Here is a 21,023-nt window from a genome sequence, read left to right as displayed (position 1 = left end):
GGGGTCAGGTGTCGGGCAAGAGCGAAGAAGCGATGCGCACGATCGGCGAGGTCGCGGCGAGCCTCGACCTTCCCGCGCATGTGCTGCGCTTCTGGGAAACCCGTTTCAAGCAGATCAATCCTCTTAAGCGCGCCGGCGGGCGGCGCTTCTACCGGGAGCGCGACATCGAACTGGTGATCGCGATCCGCCGCCTGCTCTACGACGAAGGCTATACGATCAAGGGCGTGCAGCGCATCCTCAAGGAGGCTGGCGTCGAGGCGGTCCTGGCGGGCGCCGGGCGCCGCCAAGGGGACCTGCCCGGGGCTCCCTCCCCTTTCCGTCCGGGCGGGAGCGAGGGACGAATCGGGTCAGCGCGAGACGAAGACGAGACGGACGCCGCCCTCTCGGCCGACGACCTCGCCGTTCTGCGCGCGCAAAATCCAAATCTGGCGGGAATCGAGGCCCCGGACGCGGCTCCCATCGTCGAAGTTGACGAGCCTTTTGCGCCGCCTTCGGCCCACAGCGAACCGCGCGCTCTTGCCGCGCCGCAAACGCGCATCCTGCGCGAGGTTCTGGCCGAGATCGAGGAATGCAAACGCCTGCTCAGACTGACGAGGCGATAGCGAGCCGGGCGTTGCCAGCGCCGCGCCGCGTCACTATAACGGCCCCAGTCGGAGTGTAGCGCAGCCCGGTTAGCGCACTTGTCTGGGGGACAAGGGGTCGTGGGTTCGAATCCCGCCACTCCGACCATTTTCCGAAAATAAATCCGATAATGGACAATTGCGGACGGCAAGGGCTCGGACTCTACACAGCTGGGGATTCACGAGGGATTTAAGCCGCTGTAGCACCCTTTCCCCGTTCCCGCCCCTCCGGCGCGAAAAAAGCCCGGACGTCGCCGGCCGGGCTTCGATTCGCGATGGAAGGTGAACTTAGCGGTTCAGTATTTGGCGACGACTGGAGGGGCGCCCCAGTTGAAATGATAATTAACGCCAGCGCGAACGAGATTGCCATTGTAATTGGCGCGCGCTTGCGTGGCGTTCAGCCATTTCAAGCCTGCGGGAGGTCCGCCGAGACTGCCGTCATAAAACTGAGCGGTCACGCCCGCGGCCATCTGAACCGAACCAAGGTCGTAGTAGAGATACTCAACTTTGGCGCTCCAATTCGGCATGAACATCCATTCCAGACCGCCACCCGCCGTCCATCCGACCCGCGTATCCGAATATGCGCCGCCTCCAAAACCACTCGACGGCCAGGACGCACGAACGGGAAGTACTGCCTGCCAGCCGCTGACGTTAAAATTGACGCCGCCGTAGGCCAAACCGCCCGTTCCGTAAACAAGCAACGTTGGGGTGATCAGATAGCCGAGACGTCCGCGCACGGTGCCCAAGTAATCCAGGTTCTTACGGATGGATACGGCCGTCAGAACCGAATCGTTCAGGACATTGGCTCCCGTTGCTGGAATATTGGTCCAGGAACTATTGTTGCCGCCGCCGCCGTTCGCAATGCCTTGGATGTCAGCCTCGACGCCGAATACGAAAGAATACCCTCCGAAGCCAGCCTGCCAATTGTAGCCAATTTGGCCGCCTCCGATGAAACCGCTGGAATTGCCCGACGAGACGACGCCTGACGCGCCAAGCGCGGCAGTCACAGAGTAATCGGCCGGAGCGGACGGATTCGGACCCGGATTATCTCTCGACACCCAGAGCGGAGACGAGCCAAGCCGAGTGCTGTTGCTGCTTGACCATGTGCCGCCGGCGTTCAGGCCGACATAAAAACCCGTCCACAGCGGCGGCGGCGGCGGGGCTAGCGGCGGCGCCTTGAAGGACGGAAGGTCGGCGGCTATGGCCGATCCGGCCGCCAGCGTCAAGGCCAAAACGGTGACAGCTGCCTTGTTCATTTGTCTTCCCCGAATCGGATTGAGCCTTGCCTCGAACCAAAGCGATGAAAATCCGCCAGCGCTTGGGCAGTCAAACCGAATGAGGGTTATTCAGCCCACCCCCCTCCACTTGCGGCGTTACTGTGGCAGAGGCGCCACACAACGGCGCCCTGCCGTCACATCCACGGTTGGGGCCTGGCTGCGTTCAATCGCCGATCTTCGCTCTGAAGGCGTCGCTGACGTGTGGAACCGGCGCATCGCGGAGGGCGGGACCGGCGGCGATCAGTTCGGCAACTGCGAGCAAAGCCCCGCGCGATCGGGCAGACCGGAGAACGAAGCATCGAAGTTAAGCGGTCCGCTCAGCGTCACGCGCACAGCCGCGGGCTCGAGCGGCTTAAGATGGCGGTCCATGACGCCGACGCCGCAAACCTGGGTGGGAGCGACGCCGGCGACGCATTGCGCGTAAAGAGGGTCGCTTGGCAGGAGCGAGCCATAGGCAAATGTGATCTGGTCGGAGCGAGAGTTGAAAACGTTGAAGGCGTCGAACTGCAATCGCCAGCCATCCGCCCATCGATAGCCCAGTCGCGCGTTCAGCGAGCCGGTCGCCGGGGAATTGAAATAGCCATCTTCGGTTAGCGCCCTGGCGCCGAAATAGCGATATTTCAGCGCGCCGAACCAGCCTGTCGCCTCGCCGATCTCCAATCCGCCCATCGCCGTCACCGCGATGGCGTTCGACAGATAATTGCCGGGCGCATTGCCGAGATATGTTCCATAGGGCAATGCGTCAGGCGTCATCAAATCGAGCCACGCCAGAGTCTGCGCAACGTCGACGCCGCGGTAGCGCGCCTGCACGAGCGCCACATCGCCGTCAAATCTGATCCAGCTGTTCGGGGCGTATTTGTTGGCGAGTTCGAGGCCATATCTGCGACTGGGGCGACCGAAGATCGTCGTGCCGCTATCGCCGACAAACTGGTTCTCCGATTCGAGATTGAGCCAGAACAGGCTGATGCTGGAATCGAGCCCTTCGATGAATTTCGTGCGGGCGCCAATCTCGGCGCCGCGTGATTTCACCAGCAGCGGAATCGAGGCCGCCTGAACGAAGCCGTCATTGTCCGCGAGTTCAGCCGTCGAGAATCGCAGCACCGTTCCCCGCGCGTCGGTCGAATGGAAGCCTTCGCCGTAATTGGCGTAGAATTCCGTCTTGTAGAACGGGCCGACGATGATCGAGAGCTTCGGGCTGAACAGCGACGCATTCTTGACGCCCTGATTGAACGGTCCCGTGAGTAGGAAGGCCGGCAGGCCGGCGCTCGCCGCGAGTTTTGGCGCGTCCAATAGCGTCTGGCGGGAGCTTACAGCGGCGTTGTAATAGTCGAAGCGCGCCCCCGCGACAGTCTTCAGCCAGGGCGTCCAGCGCACGGCCGTATCGGTCCAAAGGCCGATGCTGCCTTCGCCGACGGCATTGTTGCTGAGCGTGTCATAGAGCTGTCGACGGACGCTCTCCTGCAATCCTAGACGAATGTCGTCGTAGCGGCCCTGAAAGCCGACGCGGGTCTCGACCGGCGCGCCATTCACATCGGCCCATCTGATCGCATGCTGCGCGTTAACGCCGACGACCGTGCGATCGTCGAACTGACGGATCTGGTCGCCCAAATTCTGATGCGCCAGGAAATAGGTGTAAGTGCTGTAGAGGTCCAAGGTCGAATGGACGACATAGGCTTCGACGCGCGTGGCGTGATCGCCGTCAATCTGACTCCAGCGCGACGAGAGCGAGAAGCGCGAGGTCGCGCCGCCGGCGGTTGGGTCCATCGTGCCCCATAGCGACAGCAACCCGGCGCTGACCGCGCGACTCGGAATTTGGTCCGTTCCATACCATTTGTTGGCGTAGCCCATGAAGGTCACGGAGGCGCCGTCTTCCTGCGTGCCGCGCGACCAGCGCAACACGCTGTTGAGGCGCCGCATATTGTCGCCGCGCTCCCAGGGTCCATTGTAATATTGCGCTTCGACCGCGCCATAAGCGGAGCCGCCGGCGAAATCCTGGTAAGGCGCGACGGCGAGCGCGCGCGCATAAGCGAAGCTCCCGCCGGTGAGCTGGAAAAAGCCTTTGTCGATCCTGTCCTTATATTGCATGTAGATCGAACCCGCCGACGAGAAGTCGCCGTCCTGCGCGTCATAGGGACCCTTGTGGGCGAGGACGTAGGACAGGAGTTCGGGAATCAGGAAATTGCTGTCGGCGTAACCCTGCGAATGACCATGGGTGCGCATATTGAGCGGCATGCCGTCGAGATAGATCGCGAGATCAGTGCCATGGTCGAGATTGAAGCCGCGCAGGAAATACTGATTCGCCTTGCCTTCGCCGCTGTGCTGGGTGACGACGAGTCCGGGCACGATCTCCAGCGCGTCGCCGGGGCGCGCGAAGGGAAGCGCGTTGACCTCCTTGCCCGTGAAGAACTTCTCGCTTGAGGCGGTGATTGGCGGCGGCGTCGGGCCCGCAGGCGGCGCGGGGCGCGCGATCGCGGCGACAATTGGCGACGGGCGGGGCGGTTGCGGCGGCGCATGGACGGGTCGTCCCGGCGCGGACGCATGGGAACGCGCCGCCGGGGCGGCCCGATGCGCGCCGACTTGGATTGTGGGAAGCGCGGTTTGCGCCAGCGCAGTGAAGGGAGGCGCCGCCGCTAATATTGCAGTCAGGACGCAGGCCAAGGCTGAACGAAATGACACTTGCAAACTCCGCAGCAAACATGGGCCATTACTGCGAAGGGTCACGCCAGTCGAGCGCGAACGCGCCATCATCGGCTTAACCGCGCCCTGCGGGAACGTCGCTGATAGTAAGCGTCAAACTTGCTTTTCAGCAAGCCGATGAAATGGCGCGCCATTCTCTGGCGCATCTTTTTCTCGGCAGTGATGCAGAAACATCACGGCGCGTCTTGAGGGAGCGCCCCTCGCAGACACGCCGCGCATTGCCGCAAGCGCGATCGAATGTTCGTCAAGACGCTCGCCAAAGCGGGGCCGGGACGTGAGCGCAGCAGCTTTTCTCGCCTGAGCGCTTTCAATTCCGGCAAGGCTCTATAGCTAGCCATCGTGTGCGCTCTTCGAGGAGCCCGACGATGACGCATTTCATGTTCAGCACAGGCATCGAAAACAGCAGTCCGACCATTGATAACGGCCGCAAGCGCGTCGACGAGATGGAGGCGTGCAGGCATTACCAATGCTGGCGCGAAGACTTTGCTCTTGTTCAGGACGAGCTTCGTATCGGGTGCCTGCGATACGGTCCGCCGCTCTACAAGGTCTTTTTGGGTCCCAATCGCTTCGATTGGGAGTTCGCCGACCTGACCTTTGGCGAACTCGACGCGCGCGGAATTATCCCCATCGCCGATCTCTGTCATTTCGGGGCGCCGGATTGGATCGGGAACTTTCAAAATCCCGATTTTCCCGAACTCTTCGCCCGTTACGCGAGAGCCTTCGCCGAGCGCTATCCTTGGGTGCAGCTCTATACGCCCGTCAATGAAATGTTCGTCTGCGCCACCTTCTCCGCCGCCTATGGCTGGTGGAACGAGCAATTGCAAAGCGACAGGAGTTTCGTGACGGCGCTCAAACATATCGTCAAAGCCAACGTCCTCGCCATGCATGCCATCCTTGCGGTGCGGCCGGACGCGATTTTCGTGCAAAGCGAGTCAACGGAATATTTTCATGCCGCCAACCCCAAAGCCATAGGGCCCGCGGAGATCTTGAACGAGCGCCGCTTTCTTTCGCTTGATCTCAATTATGGGCACAGAGTGAATTCCGAAATGTATCGATTCCTGGCGGACAACGGAATGACCGACCAGGAGTACGATTTCTTCATGAACGAACATCTCAAGAGTCACTGCATTATGGGCAACGACTATTACAGCAGGAACGAGCACATGGTCGACGCCAAAGGCAAGACCGAGTCCTGCGGTGAAATCTTCGGATACAATGAAATCACGCGCCAGTATTATGACCGGTATCGTCTGCCGGTCATGCACACGGAGACAAACACCTGCGAAGGCCCGGACGGAAACGAAGCGACTTATTGGCTTCGCAAGGAATGGGCGAACGTTCTACGCGTGCGCAATAGCGGCGTGCCAATCGTCGGATTCACTTGGTATTCGCTGACAGATCAAGTGGACTGGGACATCGCGCTGCGCGAGAAGCGGGGACATGTGAATCCTTTGGGTCTATATGATCTCGACCGAAAGCCGCGTCCGGTTGGGAAGGCCTACAAGCAGCTAATCCAGGATTGGCGCGAGGTCTTGCCGGCGCAGAGCGTGTGCCTCACTGTTCCCTTGGCGCGGCGTCCGCGCGCTTATCCCTCGCAAACGCCCAATATCAAAGCGGAGCAGTCGGAACACGCTTGATCCTCAGGGTCTCGCGGGGTGACTGATTCCGGCGCCGCCCTAACTTCTACGCCTGCACGACAATAATCGGGCTCGAGTTAGATGATGACGTCGCGCTTTGAACATTTTGCGCAGGTGGAGCTCGTGCATGACGCGGGCGCGATCACCGGCGAAAGCCCGACATGGTCCGAGCGCGAGCAGCGCCTCTATTGGATCGACATCGAAGAGCCTGCTCTACATAGATTTGATCCCGGCGCCGGCGAGGACCAGCGGTGGGTCATGCCATGCCAGATCGGCGCCTTTGCGCTTTGCCGCAGCGGCGACATTCTCGCCGCCTTGCGGCTGGGACTTGCAAGGATTTCACTGTTTGAAGGCGGTTTCGCCTCGCTCAATGCGCTTCCCTACAATCCGCTCACGCACCGATTCAATGAAGGCAAATGCGACGCTCGCGGCCGCTTTTGGATTGGCGCGAAATACGACCCGTTGCCGAGCGCGACCGGCGAGCGCAGCGCAAGCGCCGCCGGCCCCATCGGTGGCGCGGCGCCGATTCATTTTCTTGCTCATGGACAGGCGCTGAGTCCGGCGGCCGCGAGTGCGGTGATCGCCAACGGCATGGCGTGGAGTCCGGACAATCGCATCATGTATCTTGCGGATACGCCCACGCGCACGGTGACGGCTTTTGATTTCGACATTGAAAGCGGCGCCCTATCGTCTCCGCGAGCCTTTGCGCATTTCGAGCGATCGGACGGAAAGCCCGACGGCGCCGCGATCGACAGCGAGGGCTTCTACTGGAGCGCGCTGTATGGCGGCGGACGCATCGTGCGCATCGCGCCAGATGGCGCCATAAACCGCGAAATTCGTCTGCCCGTCAGTCAACCGACGATGTGCGCGTTCGGAGACGCAGATTATCGCTCGCTCTATGTCACCTCCGCGTCGCAAGGCGTTTCAAAACAGCAGGAGCCTCATGCAGGCGGCATTTTTCGCTGTCGGCCCGGCGTAGAAGGACGTTCGCCAAACCTCTTCGCGGACGAGGCGCCGTCATGAAGCCGTTGTTGCGCGCTCTGCGCCGCGAGAATGGCGCATCATCTCAAGTGGAAGCGGGCGCCGCGGCGGCCCGGCTCGACGCAAGCCCCGCGACGGTGAAGGCGACGCCACGACGCAAGTTCTACGCTGGCCACGCTCTTGAGCACGCGCGCACCATCGATGATCTCAGGGCGATGGCTCATCGCCGCTTGCCGGATTTTGCCCTCGAGTATCTGGAAGGCGGGGCGGAAGAAGAGGCGACCCTCTCGCGCAATCTTGCGGCGCTTGCCAGCTACCGCCTGTTGCCTCGAGCTTTGGTCGATGTCTCGCATCGCGATCTGAGCGTATCCTTGCTGAACCGCTCCATGCCGCTTCCGTTTGCAATCGCGCCGACCGGCCTGAACGGACTATTTTGGAGCAAGGCGGATGTGCTCTTGGCCTGCGCCGCGGCAAAGGCCGGCATTCCCTTCATACAAAGCAGCATGTCGAACGACCCGATGGAAGACATCTCCGCGATTCCGGGACTGCGGCATTGGTGGCAGCTCTACGTCTTTGGCGACCGCTGGATACGCGACGATCTGATCAACCGCGCGGATAAGGCCGGCTGCGAAGCCCTCGTCGTGACGATCGACGCGCAGTTTTACGGCGATCGAGAATGGGAAGAACGCCGTTTCGCGCATCCTGGACGGCTCTCGCTGGCTTCGCTCCTTGAAGCCGCGCTGCATCCGCAATGGATCGCGACCACATTGCGGCAAGGGATGCCCTCTTTCGCCAATCTGATCGATTACGTTCCCAAGGATCATAGGGGCTTTTTCGAGAGCGCCTTCTGGATTCGCGCGAATATGGATCGTGCGCTTGACTGGAACGAGATGGCGCGGATTCGCGCCCTCTGGCCACGCAAGCTGCTGATCAAGGGCTTGCTCAATATTCATGACGTCGAGCGTGCCATGGCGATCGGCGCCGATGGCGTCATTCTCTCCAATCACGGCGGACGGCAATTGGATTGGACGATCTCCGGATTGGACGCGCTGCCTGCGGCGCGCGGCGTTATTCGCAAAGGCAACGCGCTGATCGTGGACGGCGGCATTCGCCGTGGAACGGACGTGGTGAAGGCGCTGGCGCTCGGAGCCGACGCCGTGCTGCTTGGCCGCGCGACGCTTTACGGCTTGTCGGCGGCGGGCGAACCCGGCGTCGAACGCGCGATCGACATTTTGCGCGAGGAGATCGATCGCGATCTTGGCCTCTTGGGGGCTCCTTCCATAAGCGCGCTCGGGCCGGAGTTTCTGACCCGCTGAGCCAAGCGCGAACAAAGCCAAGGAAAATTCGATGGAAAACGCCGCAGACCAGACTGAACGAGATACATCAAGCAATGACGCCCCCGTCGCCGTCGTCACCGGCGGGTCTGCGGGCGTTGGACGCGCGATCGCCGCGGCTTTCGCTCAGCGAGGATTCCGAGTCGCCCTTCTTGCGCGGGGTCAAGCCGGTCTTGACGGCGCGCGCGAGGATGTCGAGCGGCTTGGCGGCGAGCCACTCGCGATAACGACCGACGTCGCCGATCCCAAGCAGGTTGACGCCGCCGCGCGACATGTCGCCGATCGATGGGGCCGGATCGACGTTTGGGTGAACGCCGCCATGGAGACCGTGGTCGGGCCTGTCGACACCATATCCGCTGAAGAGTTCAAGCGGGTGACGGAAGTCACCTATCTCGGATATGTGCATGGGACGCTGGCGGCGCTTCGCCATATGCGCCCGCGCGGCGCAGGAACCATCATTCAGATCGGCTCCGCGCTCGCCTACCGCGCGATACCGCTGCAATCCGCCTATTGCGCGTCGAAATTCGCCATTCGTGGATTTACGGATTCGCTGCGCACCGAATTGATCCATGATCGTAGTCCCATTCGACTGACGATGGTTCAGCTGCCAGGCGTCAATACGCCGCAATTCGACTGGTCGCACATGCACTTCGCGCATCGCCACCAACCGATCGGCGCCTGCTACGAACCGGAGGCCGTGGCGCAGGCGGTCGTAAACATTGCGCTGTCGTCCCACATCCCGCGTGAGCTGTGGCTCGGCTTGCCGACTCTGCAGGCGATTGCGGGAGCAATAGCTGCCCCGGGATTTACCGATCGCTATCTCGCGCGTCACTCATACGAACAGCAGATTTCCGACGATCCTGTCCTGCCCGGCGACCCCGACGAACTGCTGGGGCCGGCGAGCGAGGACCATGGGGCGCGCGGCCGCTTCACGGAGGGCGCCAAGAATGACCTCATCGCCGTCGATCCCTTCCATCTGCGCAGCGGAGCGTTGCTCGCGGGCTTGGGCTTGCTTGCGGGCGCATTCCTTCTCGGCCGTTCGCGCGGAGGCGTCCAAGCGCGGGCCTTGCGCCGGCCAAATGGCGCTAGATCTGTCCCGACGCCGCGAGGCTAGCGATGCGGTCAGATATCCTGCAGGCGAGCGCCTGAATCGTCAAAGACGGGTTGACGCCGCCGCAGGTTGGAAAAACCGAGCCGTCGCAAATCCACAGATTGGGAATATCCCAACAGCGGCCGTCCGCGTCGACGACGCTCGTTCGCGGATCGTCGCCCATGCGGCATGTGCCGAGGATATGGCTGGTGTCGCTGTTGATCCAGATGTCGTAGCCGCCCGCAGCCTCAAGCATCTCGCTCATGAAGCGAACCGCATGGCGCTGCAAGCGGAGATCATTTTCCGAATAGGAGAATGTGACGCGCGGAATCCTCAGGCCGAACTGATCCGTGTCCTCCGCAAGCTCGACCCGGTTCTCTTGCCGCGCCTCAGTCTCGGCGACGGGAACGAATCCGGCTGTGTGATTGTATTTCTGCATCTCTCGCCGCAGCTCGTCGCCCCACAGGCCGCGCGAGGTCGCAAGGACTTGCGCCCAGGCCATCGGCAAGGGTCCCTGGCTCATGAAAGCGTAGGCGCCGTGGAAGTCCTTGCCCTCATCCGTGTAGTTCCAATGTTCGGTGACCGCCATGTTGGGCGGCCCCTTGTACCAGCGAATCTCGTCGTCGAATGTCGCCCAGGCGCCCGGCCCCGCGTGCGTGAGAAGATGCGTGCCGACCATGCCGGAGCTGTTCGCGAGCCCCTGTGGGAACTGCGGACAAGCCGAGTTGAGCAGCAGCCTCGGCGTTTCGATCGCATAGCCGGCGACGACGACGTTGCGCGCCTTCTGAAAACGCCAATCGCCCTCGCGAAAATATTCGACGCCGGACACCCGCCCCTGTTGGTCCAGCTCGATGCGCCCCGCCATCGCAAGATCGCGCACCTCCGCGCCGGCGTGAAGCGCGCGCGGGATCCAGACGATGAGCGCGCTCTGTTTGGCGTTCGTCGAACAGCCGAAGTTGCAGAAGCCACGGTAGACGCATGGGGGAGATTTGCCGCGCGGCGCCGAAACCGTCGCAAGCGGCGTCGCGGCCCACTTCACCCCGAGCTTCTCTGCGCCCCGAGCCAGAACGAGCCCCGCCGCGTTCACCTCGTGCGGCCTATAGGGATAGCGTCGGCGCGCCGGACCCCAAGGATAGTTCACCGGGCCAGCGACCTGCAACGCCTCCTCCACTTCTTCGTAATAAAGCGCGATCTCCTCGTACGAGATCGGCCAGTCGAACCCGTAGCCGAGTTCGCTCTTCGACTTGAACCATTCCGGTCGGAACCGAAGCGAGATCATGCTGAAGTGGATCGTCGAGCCGCCGACGCCGCGACCGGAGTTGTTTCCGCCTAATGCGATCGGATCTTCTCCGCCGGTGATGCGGTCGTCGGTCCAATAGAGCGTCTGCTGCGCCAGCTCGTCGGAGGCGAAATCGTCGAGAGGTCGCCAGAACGGTCCGGCGTCGAGCACGACAACCGAGAAGCCTTTTTCAGCGAGCTTGCATGCGAGCGTCGCGCCGCCGGCTCCCGCGCCGACAATGAGGAAATCGACGGGCTCGCGTTCGGCGTATTGCCGCATCGGCGTCCAGCCGCCCGGCCTGAAAACGTCTGGCGCGCGTCCATCCTTTGCGCGCGGACGCTCGACGTTCATCGAGATTCTTCCGCTTCCCATGGATCGCGCTGGTTGAAGCCGAGACGCACATAGCCGCGCGGACTGGCCGGACCGCCAAAGCCGATGTCGCTCCACGCCGACGGATGCGCATAAGCAAGCCCCGCGATGGTTTTCAGCAGCGTATGGGAGAAGAACAGAACTGGGCGTAGACCGCGCCAGAGGGCGGCGTCGACGTCGCCCTTTTGAATGGCGCGCAACGTCGCGTCCTTTCGCGAGGCGTCGAGCATGGTGAAGCTCACTGCGAAGAAACGGCGCGCCTCCGCGTCAATCGCCGCGAGGCCTTTGCGCCAACTCTCGCGCATCGGCGGCTCGCCCGCATATCGAAAACCTTCGCCGAAGTTTTGGAACAAGCGACCGTCGATCCAATGCGCAATCGGCGGGCGAACGCCATCGGAAAAGACGGGAACCAGTCGCTCGACGATCGCGGCGAGAAGCTCGAACTCCTCTTTTGTCAGGAAGCGCCGTTCGAGACCGCCGTGCAGTCGCCGGGTCAGCTCCTCGCGTGTTCGATCGTCGAACGAAACTGTGTCCCATTTGGCGAGGACGTCATAATCTCGATACGGCGTATCCATGCGTCGGCCTCTGCGGCGCTTGCCTCAGGCGCCGCTCTCTTCCAAAAGCGATAACGCTGTGAGCGCGGAAAGCGCGAGCGAGGAAAAGGCAGGCGGCGCTGGCAAGGGCGGTCCGTCGACGACGTTCTGGCTCCAGTTGCGCCAGCCGCCCATCGCGCGCGAAACCCCATAGGCGTGAAATCCGACGCCAATAAAGCCGGCAGTCGCGGTGACCCACAGCCAGGCGCGCGTCAGCGGATGGCGCGGTTTGGACGGTCGTTGAAGGGCAGCCTTGGCCATCAACCCTGACGCCACCGGCGGCAGCGTCACCGGAATCCACATGAAGGGATTATGGAAGGCGCCCCTGAAATGCAGGAGCGCCGCCTCCGCCACTGTTCCCGCAAGCGCGAAGCTGCTGAGCGCCGCCAGCGCGCGCCCCGCGGGAAGGCCAAAGAGCCGCGTCGCGCCAGCGCCGAGGCGCTCCGCGCATAGGCCGAGAACGCCCGCGACGGAAAGCGCCGCCGGCGCGCCGAGCGGCGCGCCATAGAAGAGATTCAACCAGCTCATCCCTCCCGGTCGGCGAAAGACGTCATAGACGTGAAACCCGGCGCCAATCGCGCCAACCGCAACGGCCATGGCGAAAGCGCTTTTCCGAAAGGCGCGCGCCCGCGCCGCGCCGAACGTCGCGCCTTCACCGCCGGCAAGTAGCGTCAGCGCCGAGCTGACCATAGGCGCGAACATTCCTGGATTTTCAAACGACCCTCGATAGTGCTCGACGGCGCTGTCAGCGAGGACCGAGGCGGCGAGCAGCGCGGCCGAGCCCTCTAACGCGCGCGCCCTCTTGGGCAGTCTACGCGCTCGCGAAGGTCCAGCTGCCGGCGCGCGCTGCCGTGGAAGCACGCCGGCGAGGCGCGCCGCTTCGGCGCAAACGACTCCTAGAACGAATGCGCCGGCCAGTTTCGGCGTCGCCGTGCGCGGCTGCGGAATCATTCTTCCCGGCCGGGAAGAACGGACGCGAGAACCTGCCTCGCCGTTCCCTTTATGAGACGGCTCTGCTCGGGATCTCCCTTGAAAAGCGTCGTCGCAAAATTTCGCGCCTGTTCGAGCGAGATATGAGCCGGCAGCGGGGGCACTTCAGGATCTGTCTTGACCTCCAGCACGACCGGACGGTCGCAGGACAGCGCTTCGTCCCACGCCGCCGCAAGCCGGTCTGGATCGTCGACGAAAATGCCCTTCAACCCGATCAATTCCGCGAAGCGGTGGTAAGGGACGTCAGGGATATTCTGGGTCGCCTCGAACTTAGGATTGCCTTCCATGACACGCTGTTCCCACGTGACCTGATTGAGATCTTCGTTGTTGAATACGCAGCAGATCCAGTTCGGGCTGCTCCATTCCCGCCAATATTTGGCGACGGTGATCAACTCGGCCATGTTGTTCATCTGCATCGCGCCGTCGCCGATGAGCGCGATCACAGGGCGCCCCGGATGCGCGAATTTTGCGGCGATCGCGTAAGGCACGGCCGCGCCCATTGACGCGAGCCCGCCCGAAAGCGAGCACATCATGCCGGGCCTGATCTTGAGATCGCGCGCATACCAATTGGCGCAAGAGCCCGAGTCGGACGTGATGATGGCGCCGTCCGGAAGACGCGGCGACAAGTCCCACGCGACGAGCTGCGGATTGATGGGGTGTGCAGGCGCCATCGCCCGCTGCTCCATCAATTCCCACCAGTCCCGCACGCCTTTCTCGATGCGGTCGCGCCAGCCGAAATGGCTCTTTTCTTCGATGAGCGGTAGGAGCGCGTCGAGCGTCGCCGCGGCGTCCCCATGGAGATTGACCTCCATCGGGAAGCGAATGCTGAGCATGGATGGATCAATGTCGATCTGTACGCCCCGCGCCTGACCCTCGTGCGGAAGAAATTCCGAATATGGAAAGCCGGAGCCGATCATCAGCAATGTGTCGCACTCCATCATCAGATCGTAGCTTGGTTTTGTGCCAAGCAGTCCAATGGAGCCCGTGACCCATGGCAAAGTGTCCGGCAAAGCGGCTTTGCCGAGCAGCGCCTTCGCCACGCCCGCCTTCAGCTTTTCGGCCACTTCGACGACCTGCTTCGATGCCCCGAGCGCTCCCGCGCCGATGAGAACAGCGACCTTGCGGCCCGCGTTCAAGACCTCGGCGGCGAGCCGCAGATCCTTGTGCCGCGGCACAATCAGCGGCCGCGAATAACCCACGCCGGTTCGCACGGATCCATGCTCGCGCGGCGGTTCCTCATATTCGAGGTCTTGCAGATCGGCGGGGAAAATGACGACAGAAACCGCATGTTGGGATTTGGCGATGCGAATGGCGCGGTCGGTCAGCATCCTGACTTGCGAAGGCGTCTCCGCTTCCTGCACGAAGGCGGCGACGTCGGAAAACATGCGATCGAGGTTGAGCTCTTGCTGGTAGTGAGAACCGCGCGCCGTTCGCGGCGCTTGGCCGGAGATCGCGAGAACGGGCATGTGATCGCATTTGGCGTCATAGAGTCCGGTGATGAGATGAGCGGCGCCGGGTCCGCCGGTCGAAAGGCACACGCCCAACTCTCCAGTGAATTTGGCGTGCGCGCTGGCCATGAAAGCGGCCATCTCTTCGTGCCGCACCTGAATGAACTCGATCTTGCCTTTGGCGCGCTGCAATGCCCCGAGCACGCCGTTGATGCCATCGCCCGGATAGCCGAAAATGCGCCGCACGCCCCATTCGTGCAGCCGGCGGACAAAGAAATCGCCAACGGTGCCGCTCATGGCCGACTCGCTCTCTTTTGAAGCTGAAGGACGCTCCGACGCCCGCCTATGGCGATAACCAGCCGCCCGTCCGCATGTTCCGACAGCGCATAGGCATCGTGCGCCTATCGCAAGTGTGTGAGAACAATCGTTGAGCTTGGGGCTGTGGACGGCGCCACTCGAATTAAGAAGCGCATTTTGCATTGTCGCTTCACGCAGCCGCTCTAACTAGTTTGCCGCTTTGCAATCTGTGGTGAGGCGTCAATGTCGTCGCGGCATAGTCGAGTAGCTGAGACGTTACTGATCGTCTTTATGCTGGCGACAGTCAACGCCACCTTATTCGGCGTGATCTATCGGATGGTGCGTTAGAGGGAAGGCTGCGCGTCTTCCTGGCTGTTGAGTCGCATGCCCGTCCCCAGCGACTAAGGGCATGAGGGAACACAGAGCCTGCGCGTTCGTTTCAATCTGCAGCCGCCGTTCACACCCATTGAAGAGCGTCGAATATCCGATGAAGGTCGCTTTCGAAAGAAGTCGGTCCTTTTGGACGGACCAGCCGGTCGTCGAGGGCGCCGGCGCTCTCCTCAATGACGAACGCGCCGACGTTGTCGTTATTGGCTCCGGCATCGCGGGCATGTCAGTCGCATATGAACTCGCGGCCGCAGGCAAAAAGGTCGTTGTTCTCGATCGCGGACCGATCGGTAAGGGAATGACGGCGCGCACCACTGCGCATCTCGCTTCGGGAAGCGACGACGGATTTGACGAACTTATCCGCTTGCGCGGCGAAGAAATCGCAAGCGCCTGGCGCGAAAGCCAGCAAGCCGCCATCGATCGCATCGAGAGCCTGCAACAAACGCTCAACTTCGACTGCGACTTTCGGCGGGTCGACGGCTATCTCTTTGCGGCGAAGGAAGAAGACACAGCATCGCTCGAGCGCGAATTCAAAGCGGCAAAAAGGGCGGGACTGCCTATTATCAAGCAGATGGGCGCGCCTTTTGTCGGTCATGAATGCGCGCCAGCGCTCCGCTATCCCAACCAGGCGCGCGTGCATCCGCTCAAATATTTGCATGGTCTTGCGCGGGCAATTGCCAAGGCTGGCGGCCATTTTTACGCGAACACGACGGCAGTTGCTGTCGAGGACGAAGATGGCGGGGTCCGTGTGGCGACCTCTGACGGCCGGGCTGTGCGCGCCGATTACGCCGTCGTCGCCACGAACGCGCCAATCAGCGATCGCTTCGCCATTCATACGAAGCAGGCGCCTTACCGCACATACGCCATGGCGTTCGAATTGCCCTCGGGCGCGCTTCCTGACGCTCTCTATTGGGACACGCTCGATCCTTATCATTATGTGCGATTGCAGCCCGGCGACGACCGCCTCGACATCTTGATCGTGGGGGGCGAGGATCATCGCTCGGGCGAAGCGAACGACGCAGATCGCCGCTTTGCGGCGCTTGAAGATTGGATGCGCCGACTGTTGCCGCCGCTGGGCAAGGAGCTGCGCCGCTGGTCCGGCCAGGTGCTCGAACCTGTCGACGGCGTCGCTTTCATTGGTCGCGATCCCGGAAGCGAACGCCTTTTCGTCGCGACGGGTGATTCAGGGCAAGGGATGACCCATGGCGCGCTCGCCGGATTGATCATCAAGGACCTGATCCTGACTGGCGCAAATCGCTGGACCGAGACCTATGACCCGGCTCGCAAGCCAATCAGCGCGATCGGCGAATATTTGAGCGAGAATCTTGCCGCGCCCAAAAACTTCGCCGAATATGTCACGCGCGGCGAGATCGATTCATGGGATCAGTTGAAGCCCGGCGAAGGCGCGATCGTTCGCAGCGGCTTGAGCAAGGTCGCCGCCTTCTGCAATGAAGACGGGAAACTGTTCCTGCGTTCAGCTGTCTGCTCTCACCTTGGCTGTCTCGTGCATTGGAACGCCTTCGAGCGATGCTGGGACTGCCCCTGTCATGGATCTCAATTTGCGCCGGACGGCGAAGCGCTCAATGGCCCCGCTTTCGCGCCGCTGCAGGAATACAAGCCTTGAGAGCGGATGAGGATGGAACAGGATCCGACATTACTCTTGCTGATGTATTTTGTCGTGCCTGTCTGGCTGATGGCGGGTTTCGCCGATTGGCTGTGTCACCGCGCCACCAACATCGAAATAACCTCAGGCGCAAAGGAATCGGTCATTCATCTGCTGCTCTTTGCTGAAGTCGGCGGTCCTTTTCTCGCGGTCCTCTTGCTGGAGGTCAACGCGCTCGTGATCGCCTTTATGATCGTGATGTTCTTCGTTCACGAGGCGACGACGCTTTGGGATTTGAGCTATGCGGTTACGTTGCGGAAAATCACGCCCATTGAGCAGCACGTTCACAGTTACCTCGAACTGTTGCCGCTGACAGCCGTGCTGATGATCTCGGCCAGGCATTGGCCGCAGTTCCTGGCCCTTTTTGGACTCGGAGATGAAGCGCCGCGCTTTGATATCGCGCTTAAAGCCAATCCGCTGCCCTTGGCCTATATCATAGGCGCTGTTGTCGCAGCGCTGCTGTTCGCGATTTTGCCGTATATGGAAGAACTCTTGCGCGGCTTGCGCGCAAATCACGGCCGCTTCGTTCCGCTCGCCGCAAGATCGTCCGCGCAATAGTCGAGGCCTACCCATGAAAATTCTTGTCCTCGGCGCGACGGGCCTCATCGGATCGAGCATCCTTGCCAAGCTCCTGTCAGCCGGTCATTCGGTGGTCGCCATTACGCGACGCGCCAATGTCCGACGGCAATTTCCTCAGGCGCAATGGGTGTCGCTGGATTTGAGAGTTGTAGACTCGCCACAACAATGGCTTTCGCATCTTGAAGGCGTCGACGCTGTCGTCAATTGCGCCGGCGTGCTTGGCGAAAGCGCTGCCGATTCCACCGACGCCGCGCATAGCCGAGGTCCGGCGACGCTGTTCGCCGCTTGCGAAATGGCTGGCGTCAAGCGCGTCGTTCACTTCTCCGCCGTCGGCGTCGACCGGCAGACGCCGAGCGAATTCTCGAGGAGCAAGGCGGAGGGCGACGCCGCCTTAAAAGCGACGGCTCTCGATTGGGTCATTCTTCGTCCCTCGGTCGTTGTCGGACGCCGCGCTTACGGCGGAAGCGCGTTATTTCGCGGGCTGGCGGCGTTGCCGATGCTTCCACGCTTCAAGGACGCGGGAGAACTGCAGATCGTCCAACTCGACGACGTCGTGGCGACCGCGCTTTTTTTTCTCGCGCCCTCGGCGCCCGCGCGTGTGGAGCTGGAGATCGTCGGACCGCGGCGCCTGACCTTCAACGAGGTTGTCGCGATCTATCGCAGATGGCTCGGATGGCGTCCTGCCCAGCTCGTCGACCTCCCCGACTGGCTGATCGACGGGATGTACCGCCTCGGAGATTTCCTCGCCTGGCTGGGCTGGCGCACGCCGATCCGCAGCATCGCAAAACAGGAAATGGTCCGCGGCGCCATCGGCGATCCCACGCCATGGACAAACATGACGGCCATCAAGCCGCAAGCTCTTGAAGCGGCGCTTATGGCCGAGCCCGCCGACGTGCGCGAAAAATGGTTCGCGCGCATCTACGCGCTCAAGCCGCTCATTTTCGCCGTCACGGCGCTGTTCTGGATTTCGACCGCCTTGGTTTCTTTCGGGCCGGGATGGGAGATTGGGCTCGGTCTTTTGTACGAGGGCGGACTGTCGGGCCCAATCGTGCCGATGGCCGTGATCGCCGGCGCGTCTTCCGATCTCATCATCGGGATAGCCATCGCCTTTCGCCGCACATCGAAAATTGCGCTTGTCGCGGCGCTCATCCTGTCGTTCATTTACCTCATCCTCGGCACCATCCTCGTGCCACGCCTCTGGATGGAGCCGCTGGGACCAATGCTCAAAATTTGGTCTGTGATGGTGCTCAACGTCGTTTCTCTGGCGATCGTCGACGACCGGTGATTTATCTCCTCCTCAAATACATTCACATCATCGGCGCCGCGGTTTTGCTGGGCACCGGCGCCGGAATCGCGTTCTTCATGCTGATGGCGCATTTCTCCCGCTCCGTACCGGTCATCGCCGGGGTGGCGCGCATCGTTGTGATCGCGGACTTCGTCTTTACCGCTTCCGCCGTGGTGGTGCAGCCCGTCACCGGCGTTGCGCTCGCCTGGCTGGCCGGCTATTCGCTCACCGAAGGCTGGATCGCGCTCTCAATCGCGCTGTATCTTTTGACCGGCGCCTTCTGGTTGCCTGTCGTGTGGATGCAGATGCGCATCCGCGATATCGCGCAAGCCTCGGTAGCGGCGAACCAGCCGCTACCGCAGATCTACCATCGATTTTTCTGGTGGTGGTTCGCTTTCGGCTTTCCGGCGTTCGGCGCCGTTATGACGATCATATGGCTGATGATCGCCAAGCCGCTGATATTCTGACGCCGCGCGACCGTCCCCAAGCGCGCGACGGTTCCCCTATCGCGTGTACCAGACGTAGATGATGGAAAAGGCCAAAGCCAGCGCAAAGCCAATCATGACATTGCGTATAAAGCCCCCGCCGAACTCATCCATGTTGCGTCTCCAATTGTCGCGCGCCGCAGCGGACAATCTGGCGTAAGCCTGCGAATGGCGCAACAGCAGTCTCCCCGCGGCGTCGGCATTTTGTCTCGCCGCATTCTTCAGTATAGTCGCGCTCCTCAGGCGCTATTTGGATTCCCGCCGCGCCCGCCTATGCTAGACCCGCTGGAAGGAAGGATGCCGCGATGAAGGACGATCTCGGCGCGCTGTCCGTCGTTCTCAACCGGAGCACGGAAACGCCGGGACGCCTGTCCGGCGCGAGCTTCGTCGTCAAGGAGAACATCGACGTCGCGGGAAACGTCTCGACCAACGGCCATCCAAAATGGGCGGCGACCCACGCCCCCGCCGAGCGCGACGCCCCTGTCGTCGATCGATTGCTCGATGCCGGCGCGCGGCTCGTCGGCAAGACGCAAATGGACGAGATGGCCTATAGCCTGCTCGGCGCCAATCCGCATTACGGCACGCCGATCAATCCGGCCGCGCAAAATCGCCACCCCGGCGGCTCGTCTTCAGGCTCGGCGGTCGCTGTCGCCGCCGGCCTCGTCAATTTCGCCATCGGCACCGACACCGCCGGCTCCTGCCGCGCGCCGGCGGCGTTTTGCGGGGTTTTTGGCTTCCGCGCGTCGCATGGCGCAGTTGCGATGGATGGAATCATTCCGCTTGCGCCGTCCTTCGACGCCATCGGCTGGTTCGCCCGCGACATCGGCGTCATGGCCTCTGTCGGCGAGGCTTTGTTGCCGGAAAACGCGGATAACGCCGAGCTCAAAGAAGCGGTGCTGCTCACCGACGCCTTCTCGGGAGTCGGAATGGATTTCGCTTCGGCGGCGGCGGATCCCGTCGACGCTCTGAAGGCGTCCGGTCCCTGGCGCGAAGCGACCCTCGGCGACGACTTCTTCAAGGCGGCGCTCGGACATTTCCGAAACATGCAGGCTTTCGAGGCCTGGGCCTCGCATGGCGCGTGGATTTCGGCGAACAGCCCGACTTTCGGCAAGGGCGTCGAGCAGCGTTTCGCCTATGCGGCGAAGGTCACGGCCGACCAAAAGAAAGCCGCTGAAAGTTTCCGCGAGGAGGCGCGCAAGAAAATCGACGCGCTCCTCGGTTCGCAAGGCTTCCTCGTGTCGCCGACGGCGCCGTTTCGCGCGCCGCTGCTCACCGAAAGCGAGGAAACGCTTGACGCCAAGCGCTATCAGATGATGCGCCTGTTTCTCATCGCGAGCTTCTTTGGCCTGCCGCAGATCAGCATTCCCCTTCCGACCAGCGATGCGCCCGTTGCGCTCTCTTTCATCGGCCGGCGCGGCTCGGACCACGCGCTGATCGCCCTTGCGCAGCGCTTCTGCGCGCAGATGAAGAAGTCTCCTTAAGAGTTGATCCGGGTGCGCTGTTCGGCAGCCGCGCGTCGGGAACGGCGTGCGGGCGGTCAATAAGACGCGGCTTTACTCATCCGCTCAGCGGCGGACCGTGTCCGAGCAGATCCTTGATCCGCCCCGTCAGCCGCTCGCGCACGTCGCGATAGGCGTCGAGAATGGCCTCGCGCGAGCCCTGGGCGGCGGTCGCGTCGGGCGTCGGCCAATAGACGACCTCGACGGCCATCGTGCGCGTAAACTCCAGCGCCTTGTGATGCGCCTCGGGCGACAGCGTCACGATCAGATCGAAATTGGAATCTTCGAGATCTTCGAACGTGTGCGGCTTATGCGCTGAAATGTCGACGCCGATCTCGTCCATCGCCGCGATGGCGAAGGGGTCAGGGGCGCCGCGCTTCAGACCAGCGGAAGCGAAATAGGTTTCGCGGCCAAAATAATACCGCGCGATCGCCTCCGCCATCGGCGATCGCACAGTGTTCAGCGTGCAGGCGAAAAGAATGGATTGGGGGCGCGCCACGTTGCTCACGCGAT

Annotated in this window: 18 protein-coding genes and 1 tRNA gene; 11 read left to right on the top strand and 8 right to left on the bottom strand. The window is 62.2% G+C overall.

Annotation, left to right across the window (positions count from 1 at the left end; all coding sequences use genetic code 11):
* Positions 1-8: 8 nt before the first annotated feature.
* On the top strand, positions 9-602 hold the full coding sequence (locus tag ACR65W_RS20715; protein WP_434500584.1) for a MerR family transcriptional regulator: 594 nt from the start codon (positions 9-11) through the stop codon (positions 600-602).
* A 49-nt stretch (positions 603-651) separates the two neighbouring features.
* Positions 652-729, top strand: a tRNA-Pro gene (locus tag ACR65W_RS20710).
* 187 nt (positions 730-916) lie between these two features.
* Here ACR65W_RS20710 and ACR65W_RS20705 read toward each other — a convergent pair.
* Entirely contained in the window at positions 917-1,876 is a 960-nt protein-coding gene (locus ACR65W_RS20705) for an outer membrane protein (RefSeq protein WP_434500585.1), read from the bottom strand.
* 261 nt (positions 1,877-2,137) lie between these two features.
* A complete protein-coding gene (locus ACR65W_RS20700; protein WP_434500586.1) occupies positions 2,138-4,573 on the bottom strand; it encodes a TonB-dependent receptor in 2,436 nt (811 codons plus the stop codon).
* Between the two features lie 386 nt (positions 4,574-4,959).
* Between ACR65W_RS20700 and ACR65W_RS20695 the strand changes: the two genes are divergently transcribed.
* From ACR65W_RS20695 to ACR65W_RS20680, 4 genes are all read left to right on the top strand, one after another.
* Positions 4,960-6,231: a family 1 glycosylhydrolase gene (locus ACR65W_RS20695; protein ID WP_434500587.1), complete on the top strand. Its 1,272-nt coding sequence runs from the start codon at positions 4,960-4,962 to the stop codon at positions 6,229-6,231.
* Between the two features lie 81 nt (positions 6,232-6,312).
* Positions 6,313-7,254, top strand: a complete 942-nt coding sequence (locus tag ACR65W_RS20690) for an SMP-30/gluconolactonase/LRE family protein (RefSeq protein WP_434503097.1) — start codon at positions 6,313-6,315, stop codon at positions 7,252-7,254.
* Positions 7,251-8,528, top strand: a complete 1,278-nt coding sequence (locus ACR65W_RS20685; protein ID WP_434500589.1) for an alpha-hydroxy acid oxidase — start codon at positions 7,251-7,253, stop codon at positions 8,526-8,528. The genes ACR65W_RS20690 and ACR65W_RS20685 overlap by 4 nt, the downstream gene beginning before the upstream one ends.
* A 31-nt stretch (positions 8,529-8,559) precedes the next feature.
* Positions 8,560-9,660, top strand: coding sequence for an SDR family oxidoreductase (locus ACR65W_RS20680; protein WP_434500590.1), 1,101 nt, complete (start codon positions 8,560-8,562; stop codon positions 9,658-9,660).
* Here the strand turns inward: ACR65W_RS20680 and ACR65W_RS20675 are convergent.
* From ACR65W_RS20675 to ACR65W_RS20660, 4 genes are read right to left on the bottom strand one after another with little or no spacing between them, the layout of a single operon-like run.
* Complete coding sequence (locus tag ACR65W_RS20675; protein ID WP_434500591.1) at positions 9,632-11,266, bottom strand: GMC family oxidoreductase; 1,635 nt, start codon at positions 11,264-11,266, stop codon at positions 9,632-9,634. The genes ACR65W_RS20680 and ACR65W_RS20675 overlap by 29 nt on opposite strands.
* The gene (locus ACR65W_RS20670; RefSeq protein WP_434500592.1) at positions 11,263-11,859 is read right to left on the bottom strand and encodes a gluconate 2-dehydrogenase subunit 3 family protein; all 597 of its coding nucleotides are present in this window, start codon (positions 11,857-11,859) and stop codon (positions 11,263-11,265) included. Before ACR65W_RS20670 ends, ACR65W_RS20675 begins: the two co-directional genes overlap by 4 nt.
* Before the next feature lie 24 nt (positions 11,860-11,883).
* Complete coding sequence (locus tag ACR65W_RS20665; RefSeq protein WP_434500593.1) at positions 11,884-12,828, bottom strand: hypothetical protein; 945 nt, start codon at positions 12,826-12,828, stop codon at positions 11,884-11,886.
* On the bottom strand, positions 12,825-14,612 hold the full coding sequence (locus tag ACR65W_RS20660) for a thiamine pyrophosphate-requiring protein (RefSeq protein ID WP_434500594.1): 1,788 nt from the start codon (positions 14,610-14,612) through the stop codon (positions 12,825-12,827). The genes ACR65W_RS20665 and ACR65W_RS20660 overlap by 4 nt, the downstream gene beginning before the upstream one ends.
* Positions 14,613-15,099: 487 nt before the next feature.
* Between ACR65W_RS20660 and ACR65W_RS20655 the strand changes: the two genes are divergently transcribed.
* The 4 genes from ACR65W_RS20655 to ACR65W_RS20640 are packed head-to-tail and all read left to right on the top strand — an operon-like array spanning position 15,100 to position 18,993.
* Positions 15,100-16,623 carry an FAD-dependent oxidoreductase gene (locus ACR65W_RS20655; protein WP_434500595.1) on the top strand — a complete coding sequence of 508 codons (1,524 nt, stop codon included), beginning with the start codon at positions 15,100-15,102 and terminating at the stop codon, positions 16,621-16,623.
* A gap of 12 nt (positions 16,624-16,635) precedes the next feature.
* Complete coding sequence (locus tag ACR65W_RS20650) at positions 16,636-17,220, top strand: diguanylate cyclase (protein WP_434500596.1); 585 nt, start codon at positions 16,636-16,638, stop codon at positions 17,218-17,220.
* A gap of 13 nt (positions 17,221-17,233) precedes the next feature.
* Complete coding sequence (locus tag ACR65W_RS20645; protein ID WP_434500597.1) at positions 17,234-18,526, top strand: SDR family oxidoreductase; 1,293 nt, start codon at positions 17,234-17,236, stop codon at positions 18,524-18,526.
* Positions 18,523-18,993: a DUF2269 family protein gene (locus ACR65W_RS20640; RefSeq protein ID WP_434500598.1), complete on the top strand. Its 471-nt coding sequence runs from the start codon at positions 18,523-18,525 to the stop codon at positions 18,991-18,993. Before ACR65W_RS20645 ends, ACR65W_RS20640 begins: the two co-directional genes overlap by 4 nt.
* 36 nt (positions 18,994-19,029) lie before the next feature.
* Here the strand turns inward: ACR65W_RS20640 and ACR65W_RS20635 are convergent, their stop codons facing one another.
* Complete coding sequence (locus tag ACR65W_RS20635) at positions 19,030-19,188, bottom strand: hypothetical protein (protein ID WP_434503095.1); 159 nt, start codon at positions 19,186-19,188, stop codon at positions 19,030-19,032.
* A gap of 128 nt (positions 19,189-19,316) precedes the next feature.
* Between ACR65W_RS20635 and ACR65W_RS20630 the strand changes: the two genes are divergently transcribed.
* A complete protein-coding gene (locus tag ACR65W_RS20630; protein WP_434500599.1) occupies positions 19,317-20,492 on the top strand; it encodes an amidase in 1,176 nt (391 codons plus the stop codon).
* Positions 20,493-20,568: 76 nt separating this feature from the next.
* On the opposite strand, the gene ACR65W_RS20625 is transcribed toward ACR65W_RS20630, so the two are convergent.
* The gene (locus ACR65W_RS20625) at positions 20,569-21,018 is read right to left on the bottom strand and encodes a low molecular weight phosphatase family protein (RefSeq protein ID WP_434500600.1); all 450 of its coding nucleotides are present in this window, start codon (positions 21,016-21,018) and stop codon (positions 20,569-20,571) included.
* Between the last annotated feature and the right edge of the window lie 5 nt (positions 21,019-21,023).

Origin of the sequence: Methylocystis sp., from assembly GCF_051062815.1 — a bacterium.
GTDB lineage: Bacteria > Pseudomonadota > Alphaproteobacteria > Rhizobiales > Beijerinckiaceae > Methylocystis.
Note: the sequence above shows the minus strand (reverse complement) of the source record. Positions and strands in the feature narration are given on the sequence as shown.